This is a genomic window from Acidovorax sp. GW821-FHT09A11 (assembly GCF_059418365.1).
The window spans coordinates 135,683-161,140 of record NZ_JBWKPS010000008.1 but is presented as its reverse complement, the minus strand read 5'-3'; the positions used below and the strand labels follow the sequence as shown (position 1 = coordinate 161,140).

The window sequence follows — 25,458 nt, the reverse complement described above, 5'->3', positions numbered from 1 at the left end:
TCCGCACAGCACGCAGGCAGACGCGTGCCGCGCGGCGATGCGGCGGGTTACTTGAGGTCGTCCGCGATCACGCGCACGATGCGCTCGGCGTTGGCCGAGGACTCGGGGGCGCCTGCTTCGTTGAGTACCGACACGGTGGTGGATTCGCCCTGGCTGCGCACGACGATGCGGTACTTGAGCGGGGGCGTGGCCGACGAAGAGCCGCTGAACAGCTTGCCGAAGAACCCTGGTTCCTTCTTGTCGGCGTTGGGCGCCACATAGCGGACGAAGTAGGTGCCTTCATTGCGGTTGCGGTCTTCGACCGTGAAGCCGGTGCGGTCCAGCGCCAGGCCCACGCGGCGCCATGCGCGGTCAAAGCCTTCGTCCAGCTGGACCACGGGCTTGTTGTCCACGGTGGCCATGCGGGCGGATTGCGTGCGCAGGGCGGGGGCTGCCACCACGGCCTTGGACTGTTCCTGGCTCACGCCCAGCTTGACCATCAGGCGGCGCAGGAATTCGGTTTCAAGCTCCGGGTCCGACGGGCGGGGCTGCCAGACGGTGTTGTCCTTGGTCTGCGTGCCATACACCTCGATCATGCCCCGGTGGGTGATGTAGATCTCGGTGCCGCCATTGGCATTGCGCTCCAGGCGGGTGCGGAATTTGTCGCGCTCGCCGGTGGAATACAACGAATCCAGGAGCTTGCCGATGGTGGAGCGGATGAAGTCCTGTGGCAGCTTGGCGCGGTTCTCGGCCCAGTCGGTTTCCATGATGCCGACGTTGGGCTCGGCCTGGGCCAGGTTGAAGCCGCTTTCCTGCCAGAAGTCGCGCACCGGCTCCCAGAGCTTGTCCGCCGGGCGGTTGACCACCAGCCAGCGCTGGTTGCCATCGCGCTCGATGCGCACGTCGCCCAGTTGCACGGCGGCGGCGTTGGCGGTGCCCGAGGGCTGCGCGGCCTGGCCGGCCTGCATGGCGGCCGCCGAGACGGGGCCGCCGGGTACGGCATAGCGCGAATCGCGCGACAGCTGCGTCAGGTCGGGCGGAACCTCCAGGGTCGAGCCCTTGGCGGCGCTCTTGTAGTCGATCTTGTCGCCCTCCAGGGCGGCGCAGGCGGACAGGGCCATGGCAAGGGCCAGCAGGCTCAGGCGGGTGGTAGCAGCTTTCACGCGGAAATCCTTGGAGAGTGTCTCGGGGAGCGGGCGCAGCCCGGATTAGATCAGGCCGCTGGTGCGCAGCGCGGATTCGACCACAGCCTCGTTGCTGCTGGCCAGCGGTGTCATGGGCAGGCGCATGGTGCCACCACACAGGCCCATGCGGGCCACGGCCCACTTGACCGGGATGGGGTTGGCTTCGACAAACAGGTTCTTGTGCACGGGCATCAGCTGGAACTGGATCTGCATCGCGCGCTGCACATTGCCTGCCAGCGCTGCCACGCACAGCTCGTGCATGAGGCGCGGCGCCACGTTGGCCGTCACGCTGATGTTGCCGTGGCCGCCGCACAGCATGAGCGCCACGGCGGTCGGGTCGTCGCCCGAATACACGGCGAAGCCCTTGGGCACATCGCGGATGAGCCACTGCGCACGCTCGATGTTGCCGGTGGCTTCCTTGATGCCGATGATGCCGGGCACCTGGGCCAGGCGCAGCACGGTGTCGTGCTGCATATCGGCCACCGAGCGGCCGGGCACGTTGTACAGCACGATGGGCAGGTCGCCCGTGGCTTCGGCGATCGCCTTGAAATGCTGGAACTGGCCCTCTTGCGTGGGCTTGTTGTAGTAGGGCACGACCTGCAGCTGGCTGTCGGCCCCGACGCCGCGCGCGAACTTGGCCAGTTCGATGGCTTCGGCGGTGGAGTTGGCGCCGCAGCCCGCCATGATGGGCACGCGCTTGGCGGATTGCTCGACGGCCACGCGGATGATTTCGCAGTGTTCTTCGACATTGACGGTGGGCGATTCGCCCGTGGTGCCCACCACACCGATGCAGTCGGTGCCTTCGGCGATGTGCCAGTCGATCAGTTTGCGCAGGGCCGGGTAGTCCACGCTACCGTCCTCGTGCATGGGGGTGACGAGGGCGACGATGCTGCCGGTAAGGGGGACGGAGGAAGAGGTCATGTCCGCAGTGGTAAACGGTAAAAGGGCATTCTAACTAGGCGGCATGGCCAAAAGATTCCGCGAGGGGCCGCCAGCGTGCGGGAGTTCCCGCACGGCCGTGATGCGTTGCACGAAACGGTTGGGGTTTTGCAGGAAGCCGTCCTCGTAGGCCACGGTGCGCAGCCCGGCGCAGGCGCTCAGCAATTCCCCGGGCGCCAGCAGGAATTCCGGCCGGGCAGGGCGGCCCACGGTGCCGTTGCCGTGCGCAAAGGTTTCGTAGATCAGCACGCCACCCGGTGCGACGCTCTCCACCAGGGTGGGCAGCAGGGGCCGCCACAGGTAGTTGGTGACGACCACGGCGCCAAACCGGCGGCCCGCCAGCGGCCATGGGCCGTTCTCGATGTCGGCCAGGACGAGTTCCCCCTGCCCCTCGCAGGCGGCCAGGGCCTCGGCAGAGCGGTCCACCCCCACCACGGGGTGGCCCAGGCCATGCAGCCAGCGCAGGTGACGCCCGGCGCCGCAGGCCACGTCGAGCACCGTGCTGCCCGGCGCGATCAGGTGGGACCAGCGGCGGACCCAGTCGGAAGCGGCTTCGTTACCGTGCATTTGCTATTGAAGATATAGCTATCAGCGCTTATTCATCAAGCGCTGGCGGCCAAAAAGACTTGAAAGTGGATGGCGCGGGCTCAGAAACACGCCCACATCTGGTCGGCCAGCATCACCATGAAGTCCGGCACCGTGTACATGCCAAACACCGCCAGGCACAGCACCACGGCAACTGTCCAGGCCAGCCAGCGCCAGGCCCGTGGCATGCCGTGGCTGGGCGAGGTCGAGGGGGCGCTGCTGGCGGTGGACATGGGGATGTTCGGATGCAAGGGCCGTGTTCAGGCGGGCTGGGCGGCGCCGCGCGGGATGGGGCTTTCCCGGACCGGCAGGTTCACCAGCCCGGCAAACACCCCCAGCGCGATGGCGATGTACCAGACGATATCGTAGCTGCCCGTGGCGTCATACAGATAGCCGCCCAGCCACACGCCCAGGAAGCTGCCGATCTGGTGGCTGAAGAACACGAAGCCGCCCAGCATCGACAGGTGCTGCACGCCAAAGATCTGCGCGATGGTGGCGTTGGTGGGCGGGATGGTGGACAGCCACAGCGTGCCCATCACGGCCGAGAACACATACACCGACAGCGGCGACAGCGGCACGAGCAGGAACACGGTGATCACCGCCGCGCGGGCAAAGTAGATGAAGGCCAGGATGAACCGCTTGGGCATGCGCTGGCCGAGGGTGCCGGCCACGTAGGTGCCCAGCACGTTGAACAGGCCGATCAGCGCCAGCGCGTAGCTGGCCACCTGGGGCGACAGGCCATGGTCCTTCAGGTAGCTGGGCATGTGCACCCCGATGAACACCACCTGGAAGCCGCACACGAAATAACCGGCCATCAGCAGGTTGAAGCTCGGGTAGCGGAACGCCTCGCCCAGCGCCTGCACGATGGTCTGCTCGCGCTTGGGCGGCGCGGCGCCCTTGAAGCCCGGCTCCCGCAGGCCAAAGGCCAGCGGCACGATGAGCAGCACGGCCATCGACAAGGCCAGCAGCGCCTGCTGCCAACCCAGTCCGGCGATCAGCCAGCCCTCCACGGGCACCATGAGGAACTGGCCGAACGAACCTGCGGCCGCCGCCACGCCCATGGCCCAGGACCTGCGCTCCGGCGCGATCTGGCGGCCCAGCACACCGTAGATCACGGCGTAGGTGGTGCCCGCCTGCGCGGCGCCGATCAGTACGCCGGCCGTCAACGCAAACAGGGTGGTCGTGGGCGACAGCGCCATGCCCGCCAAACCCAGGCCATAGAGCACCGCGCCGCCGATGAGCACGCGGAACGCCCCGAACCGGTCTGCCGCCATGCCCGCAAAGATGCCGATCAGGCCCCAGGACAGGTTCTGGATGGCGATGGCCAGCGCGAACGACTGGCGGGTCCAGCCCATCTCCTGCGTGATGGGCAGGAGCCAGAGCCCGAACCCATGGCGGATGCCCATGGACAGGGTCACGATGGCCGCGCCGCATGCGAGCACCTGGAACATGGACAGTTTGGGAGGATTCATATGCATGCGCAGGAATGTAGCGAGATTGGGCGAAACGCGCTGATACACCGGGGACCAATACAGTTGGCAGCGGGGTTGCCGCCAGGCCTGCTGCGCGGGACCGTCCTTTGTGTTGCAACCCGCCCCCAGCCACTCTGTCTGCCGCCGCCCCCGGGCCTGGGGGGCCCGGAGCACGCTGCCAGTGTTGTCATGACTGTTTTTTCATCCAGCTATTGCGCTGCTGCCGCACTACAATCCGCCGCTATGTCTGCCAAACCGTCTTCCGTGTCCCCCAGTAGTGACTATTCCGAAGGGTCGATCCGCGTGCTCAAGGGCCTGGAGCCCGTCAAGCAGCGCCCGGGCATGTACACCCGCACCGACAACCCCCTGCACATCATCCAGGAGGTGCTGGACAACGCCGCCGACGAGGCGCTGGCCGGCCATGGCAAGAAGATCAAGGTCACGCTGCACGCCGACGGCTCGGTGAGCATCGAGGACGACGGGCGCGGCATCCCCTTCGGCATGCACCCCGAGGAAAACGCGCCGGTGATCGAGCTGGTCTTCACCCGCCTGCACGCGGGCGGCAAGTTCGACAAGGGCAAGGGCGGTGCCTACAGCTTCTCGGGCGGCCTGCACGGCGTGGGCGTGAGCGTGACCAACGCGCTGGCCAACCGCCTGGAAGTGAGCAGCCACCGTGAAGGCAAGGTCGCCCGGTTGGTGTTTTCGGCCGGCGACGTGGTCGAGCCCCTGGTGACCCGCGCGCTGGAAGCCGGCGAGCGCAAGCAGGGCACGACCGTGCGCGCCTGGCCTGATGCCAAGTATTTCGAGTCGAGCGCGCTGCCCATGGGCGAGCTCACCCACCTCCTGCGCAGCAAGGCGGTGCTCATGCCCGGCGTGTCGGTGACCCTGGTCAACGAGAAGACGCGCGACACCCAGACCTGGCAGTACAAGGGCGGCCTGCGCGACTACCTGATGCAGACGCTCAGCGGCGACCCGGTGATCCCGCTCTTCGAGGGCGAGGGCTTTGCCGACCGCAACAACGAGAGTTTTGCCGAGGGCGAGGGCGCCTCCTGGTGCGTGGCCTTCACCGAAGACGGCCAGCCCATGCGCGAGAGCTACGTCAACCTGATTCCCACCAGCGCCGGCGGCACGCACGAAAGCGGCCTGCGCGACGGCCTGTTCAACGCCGTCAAGAGCTTCATCGAGCTGCACAGCCTGCTGCCCAAGGGCGTCAAGCTGCTGCCCGAAGACGTGTTCGCCCGTGCCAGCTACGTGCTCTCGGCCAAGGTGCTCGATCCTCAGTTCCAGGGCCAGATCAAGGAGCGGCTGAACTCGCGCGACGCGGTGCGCCTGGTCAGCGGCTTCGTGCGCCCGGCGCTGGAGCTCTGGCTCAACCAGCACGTGGACTACGGCAAGAAGCTGGCAGAACTCGCCATCAAGGCCGCGCAGACGCGCCAGAAGGCCGGCCAGAAGGTCGAAAAGCGCAAGGGCTCGGGCGTGGCCGTGCTGCCCGGCAAGCTCACCGACTGCGAAAGCCGCGACATCGCCCACAACGAAGTCTTCCTGGTCGAGGGCGACTCCGCCGGCGGCAGCGCCAAGATGGGCCGCGACAAGGAAAGCCAGGCCATCCTGCCGCTGCGCGGCAAGGTGCTCAACACCTGGGAGGTGGAGCGCGACCGCCTGTTCGCCAACAACGAGATCCACGACATCTCGGTGGCCATCGGCGTGGACCCGCACGGCCCGAACGACACGCCCGACCTCACGGGCCTGCGCTATGGCAAGGTCTGCATCCTGTCGGACGCCGATGTGGACGGCTCGCACATCCAGGTGCTGCTGCTCACGCTGTTCTTCCGCCACTTCCCCAAGCTCATCGAGACCGGCCACATCTACGTGGCGCGCCCCCCGCTGTTCCGCGTGGACGTGCCCGCGCGCGGCAAGAAGCCCGCCGCCAAGATGTATGCGCTGGACGACGGCGAGCTCACCGCCATCCTCGACAAGTGCGCCAAGGACGGCGTGGCCCGCGAGAAGTGCCAGATCAGCCGCTTCAAGGGCCTGGGCGAGATGAACGCCGAGCAGCTGTGGGAAACCACGCTCAACCCCGACACCCGCCGCCTGCTGCCGGTGCAACTGGGCGACATGGACTTCGCCGCCACCGAAGGCCTGATCACCAAGCTCATGGGCAAGGGCGAGGCGGCCTCGCGGCGCGAGCTGATGGAACTGCACGGCGATGCGGTCGAGATCGACATCTGACCGGACCCGCCACCCACGGTATCTGTGATGAGGAATCCACACAAAAACAGGCTCTTACGCTTGTATTTATTGGGCTTGCTGCTATGTTTTGTGCAGCAATCGGCCCAGGCGGACCTGTGGGCGCACGTGGACGAGCGGGGCGTGACGTATTTCGCCGCCGAGCAGGTGGACACGCGCTACCAGCTGTTTTTTCGTGGCAATGATTTCGACTCGACCCGCGACGCCCCGGCCAACGCACCGCCCATGCCCTACGCGCTGCCTGCGGCCGGCGCGCGCTTGCTGGCCTTTTTTGACATCGCGCCCGACTACAAGCGCGTCAAGCACCACCTGCGCGCCGCCGCCAGCAAGCACGGCGTGGACTACGAATTGCTGCAGGCCGTGATCGCCACGGAATCCGGCTTCGACGCCACGGCCGTGTCGCCCAGGGGCGCCGTCGGGCTCATGCAGGTGATGCCCGCCACGGCCAGCCGTTTTGGCGTGAGCGCGGATGCCAGGCGCTCGGTGGAGCAGAAGCTGGCCGACCCGGCCGTGAACGTGCCCACCGGCACGCGCTATCTGCGCCACCTGCTGGACCTGTTCCCCGGCCGCATGGACCTGGCCGTGGCCGCCTACAACGCCGGTGAAGGCGCGGTGCAAAAGGCGGGCAACCAGATTCCGGCCTTCAAGGAAACGCAGAACTATGTGCGCACCGTGCTGGGCCTGTACGCCCAGCTCAAGCCGCCAGCGCCGGTGCTGGCGCAGCGCGCCGTGCCCGGCCGCGTGCGCATGGAGCTTTCGGGGGGCGCGCAGAACCGGGGCAACCTGCCGCCCACCCGCGTGGCGCAGACGCAAAGCGCCCCCCAGAACGTGAACCCAGAAACTGTACCCAACGAATGAGCGACCAACCCACTCTCGATTTCACCACCGCCGGCGATGACGGAGGCGACTCCCTGGGCCTGGCGGGCTATGCCCAGCGCGCCTATCTGGAATACGCGCTGTCGGTCGTCAAGGGCCGTGCGCTGCCCGATGTGTGCGACGGCCTCAAGCCCGTGCAGCGGCGCATTCTGTATTCGATGGACCGCATGGGCCTGGGCTACAGCGGCCCCACGCGCAACACGGCGGCCAAGCCGGTCAAGAGCGCCCGCGTGGTGGGCGACGTGCTGGGCCGCTTCCATCCGCACGGCGACCAGTCGGCCTACGACGCCCTGGTGCGCATGGCGCAGGACTTCGCCCAGCGCTACCCGCTGATCGACGGCCAGGGCAACTTCGGCAGCCGCGACGGCGATGGCGCCGCGGCCATGCGCTACACCGAGGCGCGCCTGTCGCGCATCACCAGCCTGCTGCTCGACGAGATCGACGAGGGCACGGTCGATTTCATGCCCAACTACGACGGCAGCACGGAGGAGCCGCGCCAGCTGCCCGCGCGGTTGCCGTTCGCGCTGCTCAACGGCGCCAGCGGCATCGCCGTGGGCCTGGCCACCGAGATCCCGAGCCACAACCTGCGCGAGATCGCCGATGCCTGCATTGCGCTCATCAAGACGCCTTCGCTCAGCGCCGAAGACCTGCTGGCCCTGGTGCCCGGGCCCGACTACCCGGGTGGGGGGCAGATCATCAGCGCTGCGTCCGACATCGCCGACGCCTACCGCACCGGCCGCGGCAGCCTCAAGGTGCGCGCGCGCTGGAAGATCGAGGAACTCGCGCGCGGCCAGTGGCAGCTCGTCGTCAACGAGCTGCCCCCGGGCGTGAGCTCGCAGAAGGTGCTCGAGGAGATCGAGGAAATCACTAACCCCAAGGTCAAGGCCGGCAAGAAGGCGCTGAGCCAGGACCAGACCCAGCTCAAGGCCAGCATGCTGGCCGTGCTGGACGTGGTGCGCGACGAGTCGAGCAAGGACGCGCCGGTGCGCCTGGTGTTCGAGCCCAAGACCGGCAAGACGCCGCAGCAGGAGCTGGTCACCGCGCTCCTGGCCCACACCAGCCTGGAGACCTCGGCGCCGATCAACCTGACCATGGTGGGCCTGGACGGCCGGCCGGTGCAGAAGTCGCTGCGCCTGATGCTGGAGGAGTGGATCTCCTTCCGCCAGGGCACCATCACCCGCCGCTCGCAGCACCGCCTGGGCAAGGTGCTGGACCGCATCCACATCCTCGAGGGGCGGCAGACCGTGCTGCTCAACATCGACGAGGTGATCGCCATCATCCGTGCGGCCGAGGATCCCAAGGCCGCGCTGATCGCGCGCTTCAACCTTAGCGATCGCCAGGCCGAGGACATCCTTGAAATCCGCCTGCGCCAGCTCGCGCGGCTCGAAGCCATCAAGATCGAGCAGGAGCTCAAGGAACTGCGCGAAAGCCAGGGCAAGCTCGAGGACATCCTGAACAACCCGGGTTCGCTGCGCCGCCTGATGGTCAAGGAGATCGAGGCCGACGCCAAGACCTTCGCTGACGCGCGCCGCACGCTGATCCAGGCCGAGAAGAAGGCCGTGGCCGAGGTCAAGGTGGTGGACGAGCCCGTGACCGTGGTGGTCTCGCAAAAAGGCTGGGTGCGCGCGCGCACCGGCCATGGCCACGAGGCGGCGAGCTTCGCCTTCAAGGCCGGCGACGGCCTGTACCGCACCTTCGAGTGCCGCACGGTGGATACCCTGCTGGCCTTCGGCAGCAATGGCCGGGTGTACTCGGTGCCGGTGTCGGTGCTGCCCGGTGCGCGCGGCGACGGCCAGCCCGTGACCACGCTGATCGAGCTCGAGTCGGGCACGCAGCTCCTGCACTACTTCGCCGGGCCGGCCAGTGCCAGCCTGCTGCTGTCCAACTCGGGCGGCTATGGCTTCCTGGCCTCGGTGGAGAACATGGTCTCGCGCCAGAAGGGCGGCAAGGCCTTCCTCACGCTGGGCGAGGGCGAGACCGTGTGCCCCCCTTCGCATGCGGCGGGCAGCACCGGCGGCCAGCCGCTCGCGCCGGCCACGCACGTGGCCTGCGCCTCGGCGGGCGGGCGCATCCTGACCTTCGAGATCACCGAGCTCAAGACCATGGCCAATGGCGGCCGTGGCCTGATGCTGATCGACCTGGAGGCCAAGGACACGCTGGCCGGTGCCGCGGCCTATACGCGCAGCATCCGCATCGAGGGCATCGGCCGGGGTGGCAAGGAGCGCGAGGAGACCCTGGAGATCCGCTCGCTCAACAACGCCCGGGCCGCGCGCGGGCGCAAGGGCAAGGCGGCCGACCTGGGCTTCAAGCCTGCGGCCGTGGCGCGCGTGGAGTAACAGCGTGTTCAATGCCTTCTGGGAGGTTGCATTGGAGTGCAATCGCCCGATTTCACTCCAACCCTTGGGTCAAGGTACTTGTGCGACTCCAAAAAGACGTTGAACACGCTCCAAGCGATGGCGCGCTCACCCACGCTGGATGATCTGCGCCGCTACGCGATTGCACGCAGCCTGTTCAAGCCACTGACGCTGCCCGGCGCGATCCGCAAGCTTGGTTTTGTGCAGGCCGACCCGATGCGGGCGCCCGCGCGGGCGCAGGACCTGATCCTGCGCATGCGGGTGCGCGGCTACCGCGCGGGTGACCTGGAGCGCCGCTACGAACGGCTGGGCATCGAGGAAGACGCCTTCGTCAACTACGGCTTCGTGTCGCGCGACATGCTGGCGCTGCTGCACCCGCGCACGCCGCGCCGGCCCTGGGATGCGGCCACCACCGGGCGTGCGCGCGAGGTGCTGGCCTTCGTGCAGGAGCGGGGCGTGGTGCACCCGCGCGAGGTCAGCGAGGCGTTTGCGCACCATGGCCGCGTGGCGGGCTATTGGGGCGGAGAGCTCAACGCGAGCACCCGCCTGCTGGATGCCATGCACCACCACGGCTGGCTGCGGGTGTGCCGCCGCGAATCGGGCACCCGGGTGTATGCGCCGGTGGAGCACCCCGGGCAGGATGCCAGCCCCGCCGCCCGCATGGCGCGTGCCGAAGCCCTGGTTGACCGCATCGTGGCGCTGTATGCGCCGCTGCCCGCGCCCAGCCTGGGCTACCTCGTCACTTTGCTGCGGTACGGCGCCCCACAACTGGCGGCCGAAGCGCGCGCGGTGGCCAAGGCCGCGCAGTCGCGCTACGGCCATGCGGTGGTCGACGGCACGGCCTGGTTCTGGCCCGCGCAGGAGAACCCGGCATCGCGCCGCCACCAGCCGGACGCGGGCGTGCGGCTGCTGGCACCGTTTGATCCCGTGGTCTGGGACCGCCGCCGCTTCGAGATGCTGTGGGGCTGGGCGTACCGGTTCGAGGCGTATGTGCCCGCCTCCAGGCGCACCATGGGCCACTATGCGTTGCCCGTGCTGTGGGGCGAACAGATGGTGGGCTGGGCCAACCTGCGCATGGAGCGCGGGCAACTGCGGCACGCGCTGGGTTTTGTGGCGGGTCGCCCGCCCCGCGGCGCGGTTTTTCGGCGCGCGCTGGACGAAGAGCTGGCGCGCTTCGAAACCTTCCTGGGCGCCGGGGCCTGACGGCCTGCTGCCGTGCCTGGATCAGCGCTTCAGCATTTGCCCGCGGCTTTGCTGAGCGCGTTGCAGGAGGCCGGGGCGGCTGCAGGTGCCGCCGCCTTGCCCGCCATCGGCGTGCAGATGGCATCCGAATTCGGCGTCTGTCCGAACGACATGGCTTTCTGGAACCCCGTGGCGGAGTACATGTAGCACTGGTAGGTGGCGCCGTCGGTGGTCTTGGCGGTGTAGTTGATGCGTCCGCCGGTTTCTTCGCTCTTGTGGGTGATGGTGAAGGCGCCCACCTGGCGGCCAATGGCCGCCGAGGTGCGCTGTTCCAGTCCCTCCTGGCTGATGGTGGCGGCGCATCCGGACAGGCCCAGTGCGATCAGGAAGGGGGCGCCGAGGTGCGCGCGGCGGAACGTGCGGGAGGTTGTCATGTGATGGTGGCCTTGGGAGATGGATTCGGGCCAGTTTGACGGCTGCGCCGCCGCGCGTGAACCCGACCACGGTAGGGTTGCCATGCCGGTCCGTGAAAGACCGGTGTTGATCCTGCCGCCGGCTTGGCGGCAAAGCGGCCCGTGCGTGCAGCCCAGTGCGTGGGCCTCGCCCATTGCCAGCTATCTCGCAGACTGCCCGATTCGCCCCCCCCTGGAAGGGCCGGATGGCTGGGCCAGGTGGCACCCGGGCGCCCCTGCTGCCCCGAGCCCTTGCACAGCGTGGTTCGGGGCTGCAATGCGGGGTCTTGCCGTGCAGCGCGGGCCCTGGGGATGACCCTCATGCATCAGGCCCGGGTTTGTGCAATGGTGTAACAGCGTGCAAATATCTGCGCGCCAACACAAGGCTGCAGGAGAACACCATGCCCAAGCGATTCCGGATGGCCCATAAACTCTGGATGGCGGTCTTGCTGATCGTGGTGCTGCTGGCGGCGGTGGTGGGGTTTTCCGGCTATCGCTCGGCCAAGGTGCAGGCCGAGGCGGACATGATGACCAAGGACATGGAGGCGCGTGTGCAGGCGGCGCTGCGCTGGTCCGGCCTCACCGAGACCAATGCGGCGCGCACGCAGGCGCTGATCGTGAGCAGCGACACCGCCGTCGAGGCCGAGTTCAAGGACCTGATCGCGGCGACTTCCGCGCAGATCAGCGAGGTGCAGAAATCGCTCGAATCCATGGCGCTGTCCGAAGCCGACAAGGCGCAGATGGCCAAGATCGCCGCCGCCCGCAAGACGATGACGGACCTGCGCGGCCAGGCCCGCAAGCTCAAGGGCGATGGCCAGCAGGACAAGGCGGTGGTACTGGTCAAGCAGTCGTACAACCCGGCCGTGGCCGCCTACCTGCAGACACTGCGGGACTTCGTGCAGCAGCAGCAACAGACCGCCGAGGTCCGGCAGCGGGAGATGGCCGCGTCGCGCATGCTCACCGTGAAGATTGCCGCCGTGGCCGTGGGCCTGCTGCTGCTGGCCATCGTGGTGGGCGCCTACTACCTGATCGGCAGCATCCAGCGGCCGCTGGAGCAGGCCAGCGGGCTGGCCGAGCGCATCGCGGGTGGCGATCTGAGCATGCAGGAATCCGTGACCCGGGGCGATGAGTTCGGTGACCTGCTGCGCTCGCTTTACACCATGAGCAGCGCCCTGGGCCGGATGGTGCACCAGGTGCGCCAGAGCACCGACAGCATCGCCATCGCCAGCGCCGAGATCGCCACCGGCAACCATGACCTGTCGTCCCGCACGGAGCAGACCTCCAGCAACCTGCAGCAAACAGCCGCGGCCATGGAGCAGTTCACGAGCACCATCCAGCAAAGCGCGGGCAGCGCGCAGCAGGCCAGCAGCCTCGCGGCGGGCGCCACGGGCGTGGCGCGCCGTGGCGGCGAGGTCGTGACCCAGGTGGTGGTCACCATGCAGGACATCAACCACAGCAGCAAGAAGATTGCCGACATCATCGGCGTGATCGACGGCATCGCGTTCCAGACCAACATCCTGGCGCTCAACGCGGCGGTGGAGGCGGCGCGCGCGGGCGAGCAGGGGCGTGGCTTCGCCGTGGTGGCCAGCGAGGTGCGCAGCCTGGCGCAGCGCAGTGCCGAGGCCGCCAAGGAAATCAAGCAGCTCATCAGCGCATCGGTGGAAAAAGTGGAGGCGGGCTCGCGGCTGGTGACCGATGCCGGCACCACCATGACCGACATCGTGCAGTCGGTGCAGCGCGTGACGGACATGATTGGCGAGATCACCGCCGCCTCCTCGGAGCAGAGCGCCGGGGTCTCGCAGGTCAACCAGGCGATTGGCAACCTGGACCAGATGACCCAGCAGAACGCGGCGCTGGTGGAGGAGAGCGCCGCCGCCGCGCAGAGCCTGCGGGAGCAGGCGGACCAGCTGGCGCAGGTGGTGTCGATGTTCAAGGTGAATGCCGCCAGCCATGGACCGGCGCAGGCGGCCATTGGCGCCGCCCGTGCCGCGGCCGCCCAGCGGGCGCCCCTGCCCGCGGCTTCCGCCACGGCACCGCGGCCTCCCTCCGCAGCCCCGGCGGCCAAAGCGGCCCACCGGCCGGCGGCTGCCAAGGCGCAGGCGGCGCCTGCCGTGTCCGGGCCTTCCAGCCGCAAGCCGGCGGTGGCCCAAGGGTCTGAAGAGGAGTGGGAGTCCTTCTGACCCCTGCTGCCTGTGTGCGGTGATTGGGCCGCCGCGGGGCATGCCGCGCGGCCGGGCCACTCGATCTGGCCGTCCAGCATTGCGGGCACCGGCAGCGCGGCGTTCCCCCCCCCGCCTATTGCCTATTGATTCCAGACCCCGCGGATCATCGACGTCAGCGCCACCGTGAGCGGATCGCTGGCCCCTTCCGCCGAGGTGACGAGATAGAGTTTTGCATCAAGCTGCGCAGGCCCCCAGATCATCCAGTCCTGGCGCTCGCTGCCCCGGACTGCGACCTCTTCGCGCAGCAGCGCGCACCCGCTGCCAGCGCGCACATAGGCGTCCAGCCCGCTGGTTTCCTCTGCCTGCATGACAATGCGCGGCGCCAGGCCCTGGCGCTCGAACAGTGCCCGCATCAACTGGTGGATGTGGGAGTCGGCCAGGCCGTCGACCCAGGGCAGTTCGGCCAGCGTGCGCCACCCGCCCCGCTGCACGGACTCGCTCATCCGCACAGGCACCGCCACCCGGTAGGTCACCGAACGCAAGGCGACCCATTGCAGGTCGCGCGGCGGATTGGCGTCGATGAAGTAGCCCGCGGAAAGTGTGCCGGCGCGGATGAGGTCCAGCAATTGCAGCGATGAGTAGCTGCGCGTGCGCAGCTCCACCAGGGGCAGTGCCTGGTGCACGCTGGCGGCCATCTCGCCCAGCCGCAGGAAGTCGGCAGGCTCGCTGGGCAGGCCGAAGTCAATGCGTCCCGTCAGCTCGCCGCGCAGCTGCCGGGCCACCGAACTCAGTTCGCTGCCCGCGGCCAGCAACGCCTCTGCCTTGGGCAGCAGCAGTTCACCGGTGCGCGTGAGCGTGAGCCGGCCGGCGCTGCGGTCGAACAGGGTCACGCCCAGGCTCTGCTCCAGGCTCTTGAGTTGTCCGGTGACCGCCGGCTGGGTGACGTGCAGTGCTTCGGCCGCCTTGGTGACGTTGCCGATGCGCGCGACGGTGACAAAGGCCCGGACTTGATAGAGTTCCATCGCTCACACGCTGCGCACGGCTCATCTGCTGTACAGGCGGACCAGGGAGGGATCGATGCCGACCGACACCGCACCGCCGGCCGGAAATTTCGACAGGCCTGCGTGGTGTGGCTGGTCGATGACCACGGCATGCGGGCCGACCTGCACCTGGTAGCGCGCAAATGCACCGTGGAACTCGACCGTCTCGACCATGCCTGGCAGCCACACGAAGCGCGCGTCGAGCCGCGCGTCCGCCACGTCGAGCCGGATGGTCTGCGGCCGGATGGCCACGATGACGCGGCGGCCATCCTCGGGCACCGCATCGGAGCTGATCACGATCTCGCCCCAGCCCGGGACGTCAAGGGAAACGGCGTTTCCGCGGCTGCAGCGGACGGTTCCCTCCAGCATGTTCATGGTGCCGACAAAGCCGGCGACGAACGGGGTGGCGGGGTAGTCGTAGAGCGCGATCGGGGTGCCGATCTGCTGCACACGCCCGTTGTTCAGGACGGCAATCCGGTCGGCGCTGGTCATTGCTTCTTCCTGATCGTGTGTCACAAAAATCGTGGTGATGCCCAGCCGCCGCTGCAGCTTGAGCAGTTCCTGGCGCATCTGCACGCGCAGTGAACGGTCGAGGTTGGACAGGGGCTCGTCGAGCAGCAGCACCTGGGGCTGGGTTACCAGCGTGCGCGCCAGCGCGACCCGCTGCTGCTGGCCGCCCGACAGCTGGCTCGGGTTGCGGTGGGCGAAGGCGCCCAGTTCCACCTGGTCGAGCACCTCCGACACGCGCTGCTCGATCACCTTGCCGGGAAGCCTTCGCTCCACCAGCCCGAAGGCGACGTTCTCCCGCACGTTCAAATGGGGCCACAAGGCGTAGTTCTGGAACACCACGCCCACGCGCCGCTCCCATGCGGGCTCGGTGGTGAGTTCCCGCCCGTCGATGACAAGCCGCCCGGCCTGGTGCTGGAGAAAGCCCGCGATGACGCGCAGCAGGGTGGACTTGCCGGAGCCGGAGGGCCCCAGCAGGGCGAAGAACTCGCCCGGCTCGATCTCCAGCGTCACGCCGTCCAGCACCACGACGCTGCCGTAGGAGAGCTGCAGTTGCTCACATCTGACACTGACCCTGTTCATGCGCGCTGCTGTTCCTGATGTCTGGCGGTTGCACACGCCATTGCCACGAGTGTCGTTGCGATGGCCGCTTCTACGCATCGGGACTAATGCCCGGTAGGGAAAAGCCCCGGGGGTTGAGCCGGGGGCTCGATTCAGGCGGGCAGCAGCCGTGTCTGCGCCGGCTCCAGGCCAATGCCCACGGGGCTGCCGGCCACGAACTTGGATGCGCCCAGGTGGTGCGGCTGGTCCACGGCCACGGACTGCGTCCCCACCCGGACCTGGTAGCGCGTGGCCTCGCCCAGGAATTCGCTGGATTCGACGATGCCGTTCATCCAGACGTAGCGCATGTCACTGCGTGCCGCCGCGGCATCGATCTGCAGCGCATGCGGCCGGAAGCTGAGTACCGCCCGTCCGCTGGCCGGGGCATGGCCGTGCGCGGGCACCTGCAGCCGTCCCACACCCTCGATGTCGAGGGTGACGTCATGTCCGTCGCGGGCTTGCACCGTGCCCTGCAGCAGGTTCATGGTGCCGACGAAGCCGGCCACGAACTCGTTGGCAGGCAGGTCGTACAAGTCCTGGGGCGTGCCCACCTGCTGCACCACGCCCTTGTCGAGCACCGCCATGCGGTCGGCCGTGGTCATGGCCTCTTCCTGGTCGTGCGTGACGAAGATGGTGGTGATGCCCAGGCGGCGCTGCAGCTGCAGCAGTTCCTGGCGCATCTGTACGCGCAGCGACTTGTCCAGGTTGGACAGGGGCTCGTCCAGCAGCAGCACCTGCGGCTCGATCACGATGGTGCGCGCCAGCGCCACGCGCTGCTGCTGCCCGCCGGACAGCTGGCCCGGCCGGCGCCGGGCAAAGCGCTCCAGGCCCACGGTGGCCAGCGCGGCCTCGACCTTGCGGACCTGCTCGGCCTTGGAGACCCGGCGCTCCACCAGGCCGAAGGCCACGTTGTCCCAGACGCTCAGGTGCGGCCACAGCGCATAGCTCTGGAACACCATGCCCACGTTGCGTTGCCAGGGCGCCATCCCGGTGACGTCGCGCCCGTCGATCAGCAGCTCTCCGTGCTGGTGCTGGTTGAAGCCGGCGATCAGGCGCAGCAGGGTGGACTTGCCGGAACCGGACGGCCCCAGCAGCGCAAAGAACTCGCCCGGCCTGATCTCCATGTGGATGTCCTTCAGGACTTCGTTGCTGCCATAGGCCAGGCGGATGCCGCGGCATTGGACACTGATTTTTTTCATGGTGCTTGTCTCCAATCGGGGGGAAGGGCAGGGCTCAGGTGCGTACCGGAGCAACTTCTGCGGGAAGGATGGGCAGGGGAGGCAGGTCTTCATCGACCGGCCGCTGCTTCAGGCGGCTGCCGGTGCGCTCCACGATCACGTGGGAGGCATAGGTGCCGATCGCGACGACCGCGATCGCCAGAACGCCCAGTGCCGCGCCAGGGCCACGGCCGGCGATGCTCTGCATGTACAGGTAGATGCCATAGCTCATGGGCGCCTGCGACTGCGAGGAGGTCAGCAGGATGGTGGCCGACAGCTCGACCGCCGCCGTGATGAAACTGGTGACGAAGCCAGCCAGGATCCCGCCCGCCATCAGCGGCACGACGACGCGCCGGATGGTGCGCATCTTGGTCGCGCCGAGGCTTTCGGCGGCCTCCTCCAGCGAAATGTGCACCTGCTGCAGCGCGGCGACGCAAGAGCGCAGGGCATAGGGCAGCCGGCGCACGGCATAGGCAATCATGATCACCACCCAGGTGCTGGTGAGCAGCACGTCGGTGCCTGGCACCAGGACACCCTTGAAGAAACGCAGGTAGCCGATCGCCAGCACCAGCCCCGGCACGGCCAGCGCCGCCGTGGCGATCCAGTCCAGCCACTGGCGGGCCGGCAACCGGGTGCGCATGATCAGATAGGCGATGGTCGTGCCCAGCAGCACGTCGATGCCGGCCGCCATGCCGCAGTACAGCAGGGTGTTGGAGATCATGCCGCCAGCGTCCTGGAACACGGTGGCGTAGTGGGCCGCCGTGAAGCCGTCGGGCAGCGGGGCGAAGCTCCACACGGAGGCGAACGACAGCAGCAGCACGCCGATGTGGGGGGACAGCGTCAGCAGCAGGATGAAGCCGATCCACGCGTAAGCCAGCGCCGTGCCCAGCGGGGAAAGCCTGCGGCGCTGGATGGCGCCGCCGCCCTTTTGCGTGGTCGCATAGTCCTTGCCCTTGAGCACGCGGGCCGACAGCGCCATGGCCGCGATCGAGAAGGCAATCATCAGCACGCTGATGACGTAGCCCAGCGGGTCGTCGATGCCCACCTGGGTGATGCGCAGGTAGGCCTGCGGCGCCAGCATGTTGGTGGTGCCCAGCACCAGCGGCGTGCCCAGGTCGTCGAACACCTTGACGAACACCAGCGACGCCCCCGCCACGAAGCCGGGCATCGCCAGCGGGAAGATGACCCGGCGGAACAGGCGCCAGCCGCGGCAGCCCAGGTTCAACGCCGCCTCCTCCATGGCGCCATCGATGTTCCGCAGCGCCAGCGTCAGGTTCATGAGGATGAAGGGGAAGTAATGCAGCGCCTCGACGAAGATCACGCCGTTGAGGCCGTCCATGATCGGAACCGTGAAACCCAGGTGCTGCTCGAGCAGCAGGTTCACCGTGCCCGAGCGGCCGAAGATCAGCTGCATCGCCACCGCGCCGACGAAGGGCGGCATGATCAGCGGCAGCACCCCCAGGGTCTGGATCAGCAGCGCGCCGCGGAACTCGAAGCGCACCGTGAAATAGGCCAGCGGCACGGCGATCAGCGCCGCCGCGATCGTGGCCATGGTGGCGACGTAGAGGCTGTTCCAGAAAGCCTCGGTCATCAGCGGCTGGTGGAAGAAGGCCGCGAAATGGCCCAGGGTCAGGCTGCCGTCGGCGTTGACGAAGGCCGAGAAGAACACCCAGGCGACGGGCAGCACCAGGAACAGCAGCAGGAAGGCCAGCACCAGGCCGGCCGCCAGCCAGGCGCCCGGCCGGGCCAGATGGAAGATGCGCGACATGAGTGGTCCTTTACTTGGCAAGGGCCCGGGCTTCTTCGGCGAGCTGGCGCGCCATCCGGTAGTTGTCGAGCGCCTTGCTGTTCCAGCCGCCTTCGGTGGCCGTCACCTCCCTGTTGGTGTCCGCGTTCTTCTTGTTGGACGTGAACAGGTTCAGGAACGCCGGGTCCTTGGCCATGGCCTCGGTCACGGGGGGCGTGAAGGCCAGTTCGCGCGCCCGCCTGACGCGGTTGGCGGCCTCGGTGTTGGGTTTTCCGGCCAGGGCTGCCTCGGCCTGGTGGATGGCCAGCGTGGCCGCCTGCAGTTCCTTGTGGCGGAAGGTGATCACCTGGTCGAACAGGGCGGTCACCACGTAGTAGCGCGCGGCGGACAGCTCGGGGTCGAACTTCACCTTGGCGCGCTTGGCGACCTCGAAGGCGTTGGGGTAGCCGGCGGGCATTTTCATCTTGTCCGGCGGCAGCACCGGCAGGCGCGCCAGCTGCGGGAGCGTGAGCAGTTCCTGTCCTTCCCTGGACAGGGCGAAGCTGATGAAGCGCCGCGCCTCGGCCGGGTTCTTGCCCCCGCTGATGAGCGCAATGTTGGCTGGCACCACCGCGGTGACCGACGGGTAGGCGAACTCCACCGGAAAGCCCGAATACTTGCCGCTCAGGCCGAAGAAGTCGATCACCAGGCCGATGCCGAACTGTCCGTTGTTGACGCCGTCGGGCACGCCGAAGCTGCGTTCGGTGATCGCGGCCGAGTTGCCGGCAATCTGCAGCACCTGGTTCCAGCCCTTGTCCCAGCCCTCGCCCTGCAGGATGGCCTCGATCGTCAAGTGCGTCGTGCCCGAGCGGGAGGGCGAGCTCAGGGCCACGTGGCTGTGGTAGACCGGCTTGGTCAGGTCCGCCCACTCGGCGGGCGTGGGAAGCTTCTTGGCCGCGAGGTAGCGGGTGTTCCACATCAGCCCATAGCCCCCCAGGGCCTGGCCCAGGTAGAAGCCGTCCGGATCGTTGATGGGATAGCCGGCGATGTCCTTGGGCACCGCGGGATTGGCGAGGTCCGGAATGCGCTCGAGCAGCTTGCCCTTGCCCAGCACCTCGAACGCATCGGGCGCCGACGCCCAGAACACTTCGGGGCGCTGCCCCGCGCTGAGTTCGCGCACATAGGCCACGCCGGCGGTGGTGCTCTTGTTGAGGATTTCCAGCTTGATGTCGGGATGGGCCTTTTCGAAGGCGGTCTTGTAGGCCTGGGTCAGTTCCTTGGGAAAGGAGGTCACCACCGAGACGGTGCCGGCCTGGGCCCCGGCGGCGAGCAGGAATGCCGCCAACGCGGCAGTTTTGAGAATGGGGCGGATTGTCACGGATGTCTCCTTCAACGTTATGCGCGGCGGGTGCCGACAGGTCTTCTTGGGTCGGGTGAATGCTCCGCCAAAACCGGCAAGCGCGTCCAATCAGACTTTGTGATGCGCATCATCAAGCCGTGCATGCGCCTGGTGGTGCCGGGCGGCGGGCCTGCCGGGGGACATCCGGGAAAGTCCCAGGCCGGCGCGCCCTGCCGGGGGGGCGCCACAGGCGCGTTGCCTCCCGCGAGGCCACGCTGATCCTGGGCATCAGAAATGGTGATTGGATTCCCGCCAGCGCATTCCGTAGGCTTCGCCCGGCTCGATATGGCACGGGCCCCACGGCCTGCCACCGCATCGGCGTATCCATACCCACCACTGGAGACCTCCATGAAGATGAACAAGCTATTGCTCAGCATCTGCTTTTCGTTGCTGGCACTGACTGGCAACGCTGCCCTGGCCAAGGGCGAGGCGCCTGCTGTCTACCTCGATGCCGCGCAACTCGATTCCACCCGCTTCATGGCGCCGCCCCCACCCGCGGAGGTGGCGGGCAAGGAGATCGAGTTGATGCTCGAACTGCAGCGATTGCGGACACCCGAACAGGCGGCCAGGTCGGTGGCCGATCTGGAGCAGAGCGTGTTCCGGTTTGCCGATGTCATGGGCCCCAAGTTCACGGAGCAGGGCCTGCCCCTGGTCGCTGCCTTCTTCAAGCGGCTGTACAAGACCGAGAGCGGCTTCAACAAGCAAGGCAAGGAGCTCTGGAAGCGCGAACGTCCGCCCGTGGTGGACAAGCGCCTGCAACCGGTGGCCAAGTATTCGCATAGCGGCTCGTATCCGAGCGGCCATGCCGCCTTCGGTTTCCTGACCGGCATGGCGCTGGCGGACATGGTGCCCGAGTGGCGTCCGCAGATCCTGGCGCGCGCCAGGGAGTTTGGCGACAACCGGGTGCTGGGCGGGGTGCACTACCCCAGCGACGTGGAGGCCGGCAGGCAACTGGCCGTGCTGATCGCCGCATTGGCGCCGCAAAACCCCAGCTACCGCGCCGACTTCGAGGCCGCGAAGGCTGAACTGCGCCGGGTGCTCGAACTGCCCTGAGCGCCGGCCGCCCACATCGCCGCCGCTGCGATCCCCGCAGCGTCCCCCCCGCCACACCGCGCCACCACCGCCGTCGATCTGCATGCACACCGCATGCAGTGGCGCAGCGCGCCCGGCGTGGCTTCACAAGACCCCAAGGATTTCCACCATGCACAGCAACATCCACAAGTCGCTCCTCCTCGCCGCCGCGCTCGGTGCCACCGCCGTGCCCGCGCAGGCCCAGTCCTCCAACCTCACGCTGTCCGGCAAGCTGGACCTCGGGATCGGCAAGAACATCGGCGCCACGTCCAGTGAAATGCTGGACGGGGCGGGCAGCCGCCTGGCCTTTCGCGGCCAGGAGGACCTGGGCGGGGGCTGGCACGCCGCCTTCGGGCTGGAGCACCGTTTCTCGCCGGACACGGGCCAACCCGCCAATCCGAACATCTTCTGGCAGGGCTACTCGACCCTGGGCATCGGGCACGCCGCCTGGGGCACGGTCAACCTGGGCCGCCAGTACACCGCCGCCTACTCCACGGTGCAGAACGTGATCGATCCCTGGGGCGGCGACACCGTGGCCCAGCTGCGCACCGCATGGCGTGGCGGCATCTCGAAGACCCGTGTCTCCGATTCCGTGCGCTATGACTTGCGGCGCAAGGACCTGCACATCGCGGTCTCGTCCGCCGAGGCCCAGCAGGAGGCTTCCAACGCGGGGCCCCGCCGTCCGTTCTCGGTCGGGGCCAACACCCACGTCGGCCCGGTGCTGCTGGCCATCGGCTGGGAAGACCCCGCCCATGCGGACGACCACCTGCTGAGCCTGGGCGCGGCCTACAAGGTCGGCCAGGCCCGGCTGGCCCTCGGCCTGGCCCGGGGCGTGACGACCCGCAATGACGACTTCAAGTCCATGCTGCTGGGCGTGACCTACGGGGTGGGAGTGGGTGAAATCAAGGCCGGCTTCGTCACTGCCAAGACGCGCAAGCCGGATGGTTCGCTGCGTTCGGAAGCCCGCAAGTTCGGCATCGGCTACTTCCACCACCTGTCCAGGCGGACCTTCCTGTACACCAACGTGGCCCGCGACAGCAAGGCGGCCACGGAAAAGCTCGGCTACGACGTCGGTCTCCAGCACAACTTCTGAGCGTCAAGGGCCGGCACTGCCCGCAAGGGCGCTGCCGGCCAGCCGCCGCATTCCGCAACCCTTCCAGGAAGCTTTACCCATGACCACGCTTGCCGTCTCCCCCTTGAGCGGGGCCGCCGCCTCGCGCCGCGACCGCCGCGCCAAGATCGTCGCCACCCTGGGCCCCTCCAGTTCCGACGCCGCCACGATCCGGGCCCTGTTCGACGCCGGGGCCGATGTGTTCCGCCTGAACTTCAGCCACGGAAGCCATGCCCAGCACCGCGCCAGCCTGGAGATGATCCGGCGGATCGAACAGGAGCGTGGCCGGCCGATCGCCATCCTGCAGGATCTGCAGGGCCCCAAGCTGCGCATCGGCACGTTTGCCGATGGTCCGATCGAGCTGCGGGCCGGTGCGCGCTTCAGGCTCGACCTGGAAGACCGCCCCGGGGACGCCAGCCGGGCGCCACTGCCGCACCCCGAGATCTTCGCGGCCCTGGTCGCCGGTACGGACCTGCTGCTCGACGACGGCAAGCTGCGGCTGCGCGTGACGGACTGCGGCCCCGGGTTCGCGGACACCGTGGTCATGGCGGGCGGGACCCTGTCCGAGCGCAAGGGGGTCAACGTGCCCTCGGTGCTGCTGCCGATCTCGGCGCTCACGCCCAAGGACCGGGCCGACCTGGCGTTTGGCCTGTCGCTGGGGGTGGATTGGGTGGCGCTGTCCTTCGTCCAGCGCCCCGAGGACCTGGACGAAGTCCATGCCATCGTGCAAGGGCGCGCCGGTGTGCTGGCCAAGCTGGAGAAACCGGCGGGGATCGATGCCCTGGACGCGATCATCGCGCGGGCCGACGCGATCATGGTCGCGCGCGGCGACATGGGGGTGGAGCTGCCGGCAGAGCAGGTGCCGCGCATCCAGAAGCGCATCGTCGGCGCCTGCCGCGCCGCCGGCAAGCCGGTCATCGTCGCCACGCAGATGCTGGACTCCATGGTCCATGCGCCGGTGCCGACACGCGCCGAGGCCTCCGATGTGGCGACGGCCGTCTACGAGGGCAGCGATGCCGTCATGCTGTCGGCCGAGTCGGCCTCTGGCCGCTACCCGCGCGAGGCGGTCGCGATGATGGGCCGCATCATCCGCGAGGTGGAGTCCGATCCGCACTACCGCGAGATCGTGGAAGCCTCGTCGCGCGCGCTGGACGGCGGCGTGGCCGATGTCATTTGCCAATGCCTGCGCACGGCGGCGGCACTGCTGCCCATGGCCGCCATCGTGACCTACTCGCGCTCAGGGGCGACGGCGCTGCGTGCGGCGCGGGAGCGGCCGGCCGCTGCCGTGCTCAGCATCACCCCGGACATGCACATCGCCCGCCGCCTGGCGCTGGCCTGGGGCATCCACTCGGTCCATGCCGATGCGCCGGTCAGCGGCGTGCCCGAGCTCGTCGAGCAGGCCCGCCGCGTGGCGCGCCAGGAGGGCATTGCCCGGGACGGTGACCAGCTGTGCATCGCCGCCGGTACGCCCTTCGGCGTCGTGGGCAGCACCAACTTCATCCACATCGCAAAGGCTTGAGCACCATGACAGCCATCAAGGACATTCACGGCATCGAGATCCTGGACTCCCGGGGCCACCCCACGGTGGCGGCCACGGTCGTGCTCCAGGACGGCAGCAGCGGCTTTGCGGCCGTGCCTTCCGGGGCCTCCACCGGGTCGCGCGAGGCGGTCGAGCTGCGCGACAGGGACATGCGGCGCTATGGCGGAAGGGGTGTCGCCCTGGCGGTGTCGCACGTCAATGGCGAACTGCGCCAGGCGTTGTGCGGCATGGACGCCAGCGACCAGGGGGCGCTGGACCGGCACATGATCGCGCTGGATGGCAGTGCGGACAAATCACGCCTGGGTGCCAATGCGATCCTGGCGGTTTCGCTGGCGGCCGCCAAGGCCCGGGCCGCGCAGCGCAAGCTGCCGCTGTACCGCGCGCTCGCCACTGGCGGCGTGGCGCCTCAGCTGCCGGTGCCGATGATGAACATCATCAATGGCGGGGCGCATGCCGACAACAACGTGGACATCCAGGAGTTCATGATCCTGCCCGTGCAGGCGCCCAGCTTCAAGGAGGCCTTGCGCCAGGGCGCCGAGGTGTTCCATGCGCTCAGGAGCCTGCTCAAGGCACAGGGCAGGACCACCGCGGTGGGCGACGAGGGCGGCTTCGCGCCCGACCTGCCCTCCAACGCCGCCGCGCTGGACATGATCCTGGCGGCCATCGAAACGACCGGGCTGCGCGCGGGCAAGGACATCTGGCTCGGCCTGGACGTCGCCAGTTCCGAGCTTTTGCACGAGGGCCGCTACGAGCTGGCTGGGGAGCACAAGGCCTACACGCCGGCCGAGTTCGTCGACTACCTGGCGCAACTGGTCGCGCACTACCCCATCCTGTCCATCGAGGATGGCCTGGCCGAGAGCGACTGGGAGGGCTGGGCGCTGCTCACGCGCAGGCTCGGCCAGCATGTTCAGCTGGTGGGCGACGACTTGTTCGTCACCAACACCGCGATCCTGGAGCGCGGCATTTCCGACGGCGCGGCCAACGCCATCCTCATCAAGCCCAACCAGATCGGCACCCTCAGCGAGACGCTGGCCGCCATCGACATGGCGGCGCGCGCCGGGTTCTCGGCCGTCGTGTCGCACCGCTCGGGAGAAACCGAAGACGTCACGATCGCAGACCTGGCCGTTGCCACCCGCGCGCGCCAGATCAAGACCGGCTCGCTGTGCCGTTCCGACCGCGTCGCCAAGTACAACCAGCCTGCTGGCGATCGAGGAAGAGCTGGGCAGCGCGGGTGTCTATGCGGGCGCCGGGGCTTTCCCCGTGCCGGTTCGGCCTTGACCGCGAAGCGCCTGCACGCAGGGGCGCTTCGCCCGCTGTCCGCCGGGGCTCAGCCCTGTCCCAGTTCGGCGATCAACTCGATTTCCACGCAGGCACCCATGGGGATCTGCGCCACGCCGAAGGCGCTGCGTGCATGGACGCCGTTTTCGCCAAAGACCTGGCCCAGCAGCTCGCTGGCGCCGTTGGTCACCAGATGCTGTTCGGTGTAGTCGCCCGTGGAGTTCACCAGGCTCATCAGCTTGACGATGCGCCGCACGCGGGTGAGGTCGCCGCCGCAGGCCGCCTGCAGGGTGCCCAGCAGGTCGATGGCCACCGCGCGGGCAGCCTGCTTGCCTTCGTCGGTGCCGATGTCGCGGCCGAACTGCGCCACCCAGGGCTTGCCGTCCTTGCGCGCGATGTGGCCGCTCAGGAACACGAGATTGCCCGTCTGCACGTAGGGCACGTAGGCGGCCGCGGGCACCGACACGGGGGGCAGGGTGATGTTGAGTTCCTTCAGCTTGTCGTAAACGCTCATGGTCTTCCTCGGTATGAAGTCAG

20 protein-coding genes and 1 pseudogene are annotated in these 25,458 nt (G+C 68.3%); 9 read left to right on the top strand and 12 right to left on the bottom strand.

What is annotated here, in order from left to right:
* Positions 1-47: 47 nt before the first annotated feature.
* From bamC to AC07PV_RS19725, 5 genes are all read right to left on the bottom strand, one after another.
* Positions 48-1,142, bottom strand: coding sequence for an NlpB/DapX family lipoprotein (gene bamC / locus AC07PV_RS19745; RefSeq protein WP_218295452.1), 1,095 nt, complete (start codon positions 1,140-1,142; stop codon positions 48-50).
* 45 nt (positions 1,143-1,187) lie between these two features.
* A complete protein-coding gene (gene dapA, locus AC07PV_RS19740) occupies positions 1,188-2,084 on the bottom strand; it encodes a 4-hydroxy-tetrahydrodipicolinate synthase (RefSeq protein WP_218295451.1) in 897 nt (298 codons plus the stop codon).
* Between the two features lie 30 nt (positions 2,085-2,114).
* A complete protein-coding gene (locus tag AC07PV_RS19735) occupies positions 2,115-2,669 on the bottom strand; it encodes a class I SAM-dependent methyltransferase (RefSeq protein WP_494631114.1) in 555 nt (184 codons plus the stop codon).
* 80 nt (positions 2,670-2,749) lie between these two features.
* A complete protein-coding gene (locus AC07PV_RS19730) occupies positions 2,750-2,920 on the bottom strand; it encodes a hypothetical protein (protein WP_494631113.1) in 171 nt (56 codons plus the stop codon).
* Between the two features lie 27 nt (positions 2,921-2,947).
* On the bottom strand, positions 2,948-4,165 hold the full coding sequence (locus AC07PV_RS19725) for an MFS transporter (RefSeq protein WP_218295449.1): 1,218 nt from the start codon (positions 4,163-4,165) through the stop codon (positions 2,948-2,950).
* A gap of 237 nt (positions 4,166-4,402) precedes the next feature.
* Here AC07PV_RS19725 and AC07PV_RS19720 point away from each other — a divergent pair, with 237 nt between their 5' ends.
* From AC07PV_RS19720 to AC07PV_RS19705, 4 genes are all read left to right on the top strand, one after another.
* Positions 4,403-6,388 carry a DNA topoisomerase IV subunit B gene (locus AC07PV_RS19720; protein WP_494631112.1) on the top strand — a complete coding sequence of 662 codons (1,986 nt, stop codon included), beginning with the start codon at positions 4,403-4,405 and terminating at the stop codon, positions 6,386-6,388.
* A 27-nt stretch (positions 6,389-6,415) separates the two neighbouring features.
* On the top strand, positions 6,416-7,264 hold the full coding sequence (locus AC07PV_RS19715; RefSeq protein WP_494631110.1) for a lytic transglycosylase domain-containing protein: 849 nt from the start codon (positions 6,416-6,418) through the stop codon (positions 7,262-7,264).
* On the top strand, positions 7,261-9,618 hold the full coding sequence (parC, locus tag AC07PV_RS19710) for a DNA topoisomerase IV subunit A (protein WP_218295446.1): 2,358 nt from the start codon (positions 7,261-7,263) through the stop codon (positions 9,616-9,618). The genes AC07PV_RS19715 and parC overlap by 4 nt, the downstream gene beginning before the upstream one ends.
* Before the next feature lie 117 nt (positions 9,619-9,735).
* Positions 9,736-10,839, top strand: a complete 1,104-nt coding sequence (locus tag AC07PV_RS19705) for a DNA glycosylase AlkZ-like family protein (protein WP_494631134.1) — start codon at positions 9,736-9,738, stop codon at positions 10,837-10,839.
* A 29-nt stretch (positions 10,840-10,868) separates the two neighbouring features.
* Here the strand turns inward: AC07PV_RS19705 and AC07PV_RS19700 are convergent, their stop codons facing one another.
* Positions 10,869-11,252 carry a hypothetical protein gene (locus tag AC07PV_RS19700; RefSeq protein ID WP_218295445.1) on the bottom strand — a complete coding sequence of 128 codons (384 nt, stop codon included), beginning with the start codon at positions 11,250-11,252 and terminating at the stop codon, positions 10,869-10,871.
* 419 nt (positions 11,253-11,671) lie between these two features.
* Between AC07PV_RS19700 and AC07PV_RS19695 the strand changes: the two genes are divergently transcribed.
* Positions 11,672-13,450, top strand: a complete 1,779-nt coding sequence (locus AC07PV_RS19695) for a methyl-accepting chemotaxis protein (protein WP_494631109.1) — start codon at positions 11,672-11,674, stop codon at positions 13,448-13,450.
* A gap of 122 nt (positions 13,451-13,572) precedes the next feature.
* Here the strand turns inward: AC07PV_RS19695 and AC07PV_RS19690 are convergent, their stop codons facing one another.
* The 5 genes from AC07PV_RS19690 to AC07PV_RS19670 all read right to left on the bottom strand — a co-directional run bounded on the left by AC07PV_RS19690 (position 13,573) and on the right by AC07PV_RS19670 (position 19,894).
* Positions 13,573-14,454 (bottom strand): LysR family transcriptional regulator, encoded by an 882-nt coding sequence (locus tag AC07PV_RS19690; protein WP_218295443.1) that lies wholly within the window; start codon positions 14,452-14,454, stop codon positions 13,573-13,575.
* Between the two features lie 21 nt (positions 14,455-14,475).
* The gene (locus AC07PV_RS19685; protein WP_218295442.1) at positions 14,476-15,561 is read right to left on the bottom strand and encodes an ABC transporter ATP-binding protein; all 1,086 of its coding nucleotides are present in this window, start codon (positions 15,559-15,561) and stop codon (positions 14,476-14,478) included.
* A 131-nt stretch (positions 15,562-15,692) separates the two neighbouring features.
* Complete coding sequence (locus AC07PV_RS19680) at positions 15,693-16,778, bottom strand: ABC transporter ATP-binding protein (protein WP_218295441.1); 1,086 nt, start codon at positions 16,776-16,778, stop codon at positions 15,693-15,695.
* A gap of 34 nt (positions 16,779-16,812) precedes the next feature.
* Positions 16,813-18,564 (bottom strand): ABC transporter permease, encoded by a 1,752-nt coding sequence (locus tag AC07PV_RS19675; RefSeq protein ID WP_492807235.1) that lies wholly within the window; start codon positions 18,562-18,564, stop codon positions 16,813-16,815.
* Positions 18,565-18,574: 10 nt separating this feature from the next.
* Entirely contained in the window at positions 18,575-19,894 is a 1,320-nt protein-coding gene (locus AC07PV_RS19670) for an ABC transporter substrate-binding protein (protein ID WP_218295808.1), read from the bottom strand.
* A 375-nt stretch (positions 19,895-20,269) separates the two neighbouring features.
* On the opposite strand from AC07PV_RS19670, the gene AC07PV_RS19665 reads away from it, so the two are divergent.
* The 4 genes and pseudogenes from AC07PV_RS19665 (at position 20,270) to eno (ending at position 24,921) form a co-directional block, all read left to right on the top strand.
* Complete coding sequence (locus AC07PV_RS19665; protein ID WP_494631107.1) at positions 20,270-20,974, top strand: acid phosphatase; 705 nt, start codon at positions 20,270-20,272, stop codon at positions 20,972-20,974.
* A gap of 148 nt (positions 20,975-21,122) precedes the next feature.
* Complete coding sequence (locus AC07PV_RS19660) at positions 21,123-22,085, top strand: porin (RefSeq protein ID WP_369642911.1); 963 nt, start codon at positions 21,123-21,125, stop codon at positions 22,083-22,085.
* 79 nt (positions 22,086-22,164) lie between these two features.
* A complete protein-coding gene (gene pyk, locus AC07PV_RS19655) occupies positions 22,165-23,622 on the top strand; it encodes a pyruvate kinase (RefSeq protein WP_494631105.1) in 1,458 nt (485 codons plus the stop codon).
* 5 nt (positions 23,623-23,627) lie between these two features.
* Positions 23,628-24,921: pseudogene (gene eno / locus AC07PV_RS19650) on the top strand (phosphopyruvate hydratase).
* A 49-nt stretch (positions 24,922-24,970) separates the two neighbouring features.
* On the opposite strand, the gene AC07PV_RS19645 reads toward eno, so the two are convergent.
* Positions 24,971-25,435 (bottom strand): RidA family protein, encoded by a 465-nt coding sequence (locus AC07PV_RS19645; RefSeq protein ID WP_218295435.1) that lies wholly within the window; start codon positions 25,433-25,435, stop codon positions 24,971-24,973.
* Positions 25,436-25,458: the final 23 nt, after the last annotated feature.